The organism is Acaryochloris sp. IP29b_bin.148, from assembly GCF_028285565.1.
Taxonomy (GTDB): domain Bacteria; phylum Cyanobacteriota; class Cyanobacteriia; order Thermosynechococcales; family Thermosynechococcaceae; genus Acaryochloris.
Genome location: NZ_JANQOY010000141.1, coordinates 1 through 3,345 on the forward strand (window position 1 = coordinate 1; position 3,345 = coordinate 3,345).

General features: G+C 47.1%; 6 protein-coding genes. 3 read left to right on the forward strand and 3 right to left on the reverse strand.

Annotation, left to right across the window (positions count from 1 at the left end; translation table 11 throughout):
• The 3 genes from Q0986_RS13520 to Q0986_RS13530 form a co-directional block, all read left to right on the forward strand.
• Positions 1-203, forward strand: a 203-nt coding sequence (locus Q0986_RS13520) for a hypothetical protein (RefSeq protein ID WP_299411122.1), incomplete at its 5' end; no start/stop codon positions are given.
• On the forward strand, positions 200-421 hold the full coding sequence (locus Q0986_RS13525; RefSeq protein WP_299411124.1) for a hypothetical protein: 222 nt from the start codon (positions 200-202) through the stop codon (positions 419-421). The genes Q0986_RS13520 and Q0986_RS13525, both read left to right, overlap by 4 nt.
• A 182-nt stretch (positions 422-603) precedes the next feature.
• The gene (locus tag Q0986_RS13530) at positions 604-984 is read left to right on the forward strand and encodes a DUF1830 domain-containing protein (protein WP_299411126.1); all 381 of its coding nucleotides are present in this window, start codon (positions 604-606) and stop codon (positions 982-984) included.
• Between the two features lie 78 nt (positions 985-1,062).
• On the opposite strand, the gene Q0986_RS13535 is transcribed toward Q0986_RS13530, so the two are convergent.
• From Q0986_RS13535 to Q0986_RS13545, 3 genes are all read right to left on the reverse strand, one after another.
• Positions 1,063-1,773 (reverse strand): hypothetical protein, encoded by a 711-nt coding sequence (locus Q0986_RS13535; protein ID WP_299411128.1) that lies wholly within the window; start codon positions 1,771-1,773, stop codon positions 1,063-1,065.
• Positions 1,774-2,000: 227 nt separating this feature from the next.
• Positions 2,001-2,372: a hypothetical protein gene (locus Q0986_RS13540; RefSeq protein ID WP_299411130.1), complete on the reverse strand. Its 372-nt coding sequence runs from the start codon at positions 2,370-2,372 to the stop codon at positions 2,001-2,003.
• 202 nt (positions 2,373-2,574) lie between these two features.
• Entirely contained in the window at positions 2,575-2,922 is a 348-nt protein-coding gene (locus tag Q0986_RS13545; RefSeq protein WP_299411132.1) for a hypothetical protein, read from the reverse strand.
• Positions 2,923-3,345 lie beyond the last annotated feature (423 nt).

Below are 3,345 nucleotides of genomic sequence, written 5' to 3' on the forward strand. Positions count from 1 at the left end.
AGCAGGGATCTTGCAGAAAGTGCCCTGCATCGCTGGATAACAGATATCAAAGCTTTGCAACCCTTGGCTTCCAGAGACGAGGAACAGCGATGACCACCAAAGACCCAAATCGACTGGACCGTATTGAAACGCTGGTGCGGTCCAATGCCAGATTTATCTTAAATGATGGATCAGCGATCATGCCCCAGAACCCAGGCTCATGATCACCTTCACCAGGACGACCGCCGATCATATCCTCCAACTTCGACACCAAGTTTTGCGGCCAGGTTTACCTATCGCTGAGGTCATTTCCCCAGAAGACCAGGACCAGGAAACCCGACATTATGGGGCATTAAACCAGCAGGGAGAAGTCATCTGCTGTGTACCCTCATTCTCTCAACCTGGCACGGGGATGCTGCGTGGCGACTTAGAGCAATGGTGACGGCTCCAGGCTGGAGAAATCAGGGAATTGGATCGGAAATGTCTCGATATTGGGCAAACTTAGCAGAAAGTCAATTTTCCTCACAGTGTCCACATCTTTCTTGGATAGGCTTTCTCTAAACGGTGGAGAGGGGATACTGTTGCAAAAAATAGCAATCAATCACAGGAAAAGGAGCAAGCTGGATGAAGACGCTAATTCGCAGGACGGAGAAACAGCGTAGCGAAGAAGCAGCAAACAACAACGTTTCCTGTTCCTACGTTAATAAAACCCAAGCAATTCAGGTTGTGAGAGTTGTCACTCTTCCTCACCAGTTCTTAGAACGTACCCTTTTGCCGAGCCAGCAACTCCAGTTTGAAGCACCACCGTTCGCAGAACTAGAGGTTTACACCTACGAGAACGCCACAGCAATACTCAGCGCAAAGATCCTGTGTGCTAGTCTACAAAAAGACCACGGCTATCACTGGGTTCCCCCCACCTCTAGTCTATGGGTAGAGGCGATATCGTCAGACTCTCCGGTAGATTGTATGCAGCGCACCTCATGTTTTTCTGCACCAAAGAAATAGTGTCAGCATTGTTTTACGTGTGTTGGGGTTAGAATTCCAGATGTTGCGATCACAACTCCATTTACCAACATCCCCTCCTTAGAATGGAATGCTGTCGTCAATAACAGCTAGAGTTTCAGCATCCCAGTATTCAGAGTCAAATTCTTGGCACCGCTCTAATAGGTCATCTGTCCAGCCAAAAGGGACAACCGCACAAAAATTATCATGTGCGCCGAAGTACTTACACCAGAGGCAATAGGGATAGGGACGGAATGGTGTTTGCTCGACTTCTTCAATATTATTCGGTGGATCATAGTCAGGATTGAGACTCCACATGATTCTGTTCTCGTGGACAATGGGCCAGATTTTTCCCTCCCGGTAAAACCGTTCAACATCCATATGAACCGTCTCGGCCCTGGCAGGTTCAATCCAGAGGCGAGGATCTGAGCAAATCTGAATAGCCTCTTGTAAAGACTCCAATGGATTAGAGCCAGTGCCAAAATCGCTAATCTTCGCGATTAGTTTGCGTCTAGCTTGTCGCTCTCTCTCCACTAAATCAAACGAAGTCTTCAGAATGAGATGGTTATGGACATACTCATCACGAGATCTGGACCCTTGATCATCTCCAAAATCACCTATGTGATGATTGGGCTTTTCATTTTCAAGAGTCCAGTTGCCTGACTTTGCTTTAGCCAAGCAGCACCCACCAATCAGGGACAATGACCCGGTAATAACAAAGACCCATTCATGGGGGGTTAATTTGTTGTCCCCTGTTTTGTGCAATATGGCTAGGCCACTCCATGAGGTCATCGCTATTATCCAAAAGGACGCCAGCGCTATGTTGTGAGCTGACAAGATTTTATGAAATTTGAGTTTCAATGGCTTACCTCCGATTGCTTGGATGTGGTGAAGTGGCTTGGCTTGGCAATATAGAATCTAGGTGGAATCTAAAAGTTCTGGGTTTAAGGTATTGAGACTGTTTCGGACTCCATCTCATCGTTGCAGTCCTCTGGCTCATCATCGCTATCCCGCACATCCTAAAACGAGATCCGTACTTCCTGCTTACGGCCCATTTGCTCATAGACCCTCAGCGCTGCTTCCCCGTATTGACGGACAAATTCTATGGCTTCATCTACAGAGCCAACATACATTCCAGTGATTTGGTCATTTCCTTCCATCAAATCGACTGAAAAGATATCGTGGATTTCCTCCAAGCCATCCTTCGGCCACCAGGAATAACTGGTGGTATTCTCTGGTCCTGCTGACATCAGTTGATACCACCATTGCTGATGATTACCCTCAACCTCTTGTCTAATCCCTGTAATACGGCCATCGAGTCTGGATGTACTCACATACTGGTGAATGCGGAACTTGGGTTTACTTTGTAATAGCGGCTTGTCGTAAAGCATGGTGGGTAGCCTCGATATAATTTAGAGGAATGAGTCAACGACCTCTCAGACCGGAAGAACTGGGAGGCCGTTTTACTGTTTTTGGTAGAATATTTCCCTGCAACTGCTGCGTACTGCTGCCCGGATGAACGAGATAGCCCGATGCCTCTGTGATTTGGCATCAGGTTTACAATCACAAATCTCAGTTCAAAAAAAGCGCTCATCACTCCCCGTCTTCAGTGTCGAATTTAGGCCGTTCCAGCGTAATTTTCCAAGACTCGCCACATTCCGACATTTTCTGACTAATGTTGTAGAAGTCTTTCATTAGCTCCTCAACCGTAGCCAGATAAACTGTGTGGGGTTTGTCCAGCTCAGGTTTTTCAATGGAAATCATGAAAGTATCAAGTGCAGGCCAGAGCTGTTCCTCGACCCACCAAGTGGGTTCCCAGATGGCCTCTTGATCGGGGACATCAGAGCGTCGATAGAACCAGCGAGCCTGATCAGGACCTGGGCATTGTTGAATGCCAATCACTCGACCGATACCCTTTGGCGTATGGAGCCGCTGATGCAATCGGTAAAGCGGCTTGGTTGATGTGGGAATGGACTTGCTGAGTATTGCTAATGAGGTATTTTCGTTGAGTATGATAAGTCACCTCGATATAATTTAGGTAAGGCATCAACGACCTCCCAAACTGGAAGAACTTGGGGGTCGTTTTTATAGTTTTTGGGTGTGGATTAATGTGGTTAATTAGGTAATATAGAATCCGTGCGGAAAATGAAAAGCTAAACCTTAGCTTGAGTGGATAGGGGTGATAATGCTAGGTAATACAGAATCCGTCGAGAATTTTAAAAGGTGAAAGTCTGGGTGGAATTAATAGGTGTGATATCAAGGATGGTATCGATGGCGCGATGCCCGAAGGGCGGTCTTCGACCATCGCAAACCCCACAACCCCCAACACCACCCCCGACATCACTTCCCCGAAACCTGCTCAAT

Excerpts from the sequence above, each read along its gene's own strand:
- Q0986_RS13540 (WP_299411130.1), bottom strand. The coding sequence starts at position 2,372 with ATGCTTTACGACAAGCCGCTATTACAAAGTAAACCCAAGTTCCGCATT.
- Q0986_RS13530 (WP_299411126.1), top strand. The coding sequence starts at position 604 with ATGAAGACGCTAATTCGCAGGACGGAGAAACAGCGTAGCGAAGAAGCA.
- Q0986_RS13535 (WP_299411128.1), bottom strand. The coding sequence starts at position 1,773 with ATGACCTCATGGAGTGGCCTAGCCATATTGCACAAAACAGGGGACAAC.
- Q0986_RS13525 (WP_299411124.1), top strand. The coding sequence starts at position 200 with ATGATCACCTTCACCAGGACGACCGCCGATCATATCCTCCAACTTCGA.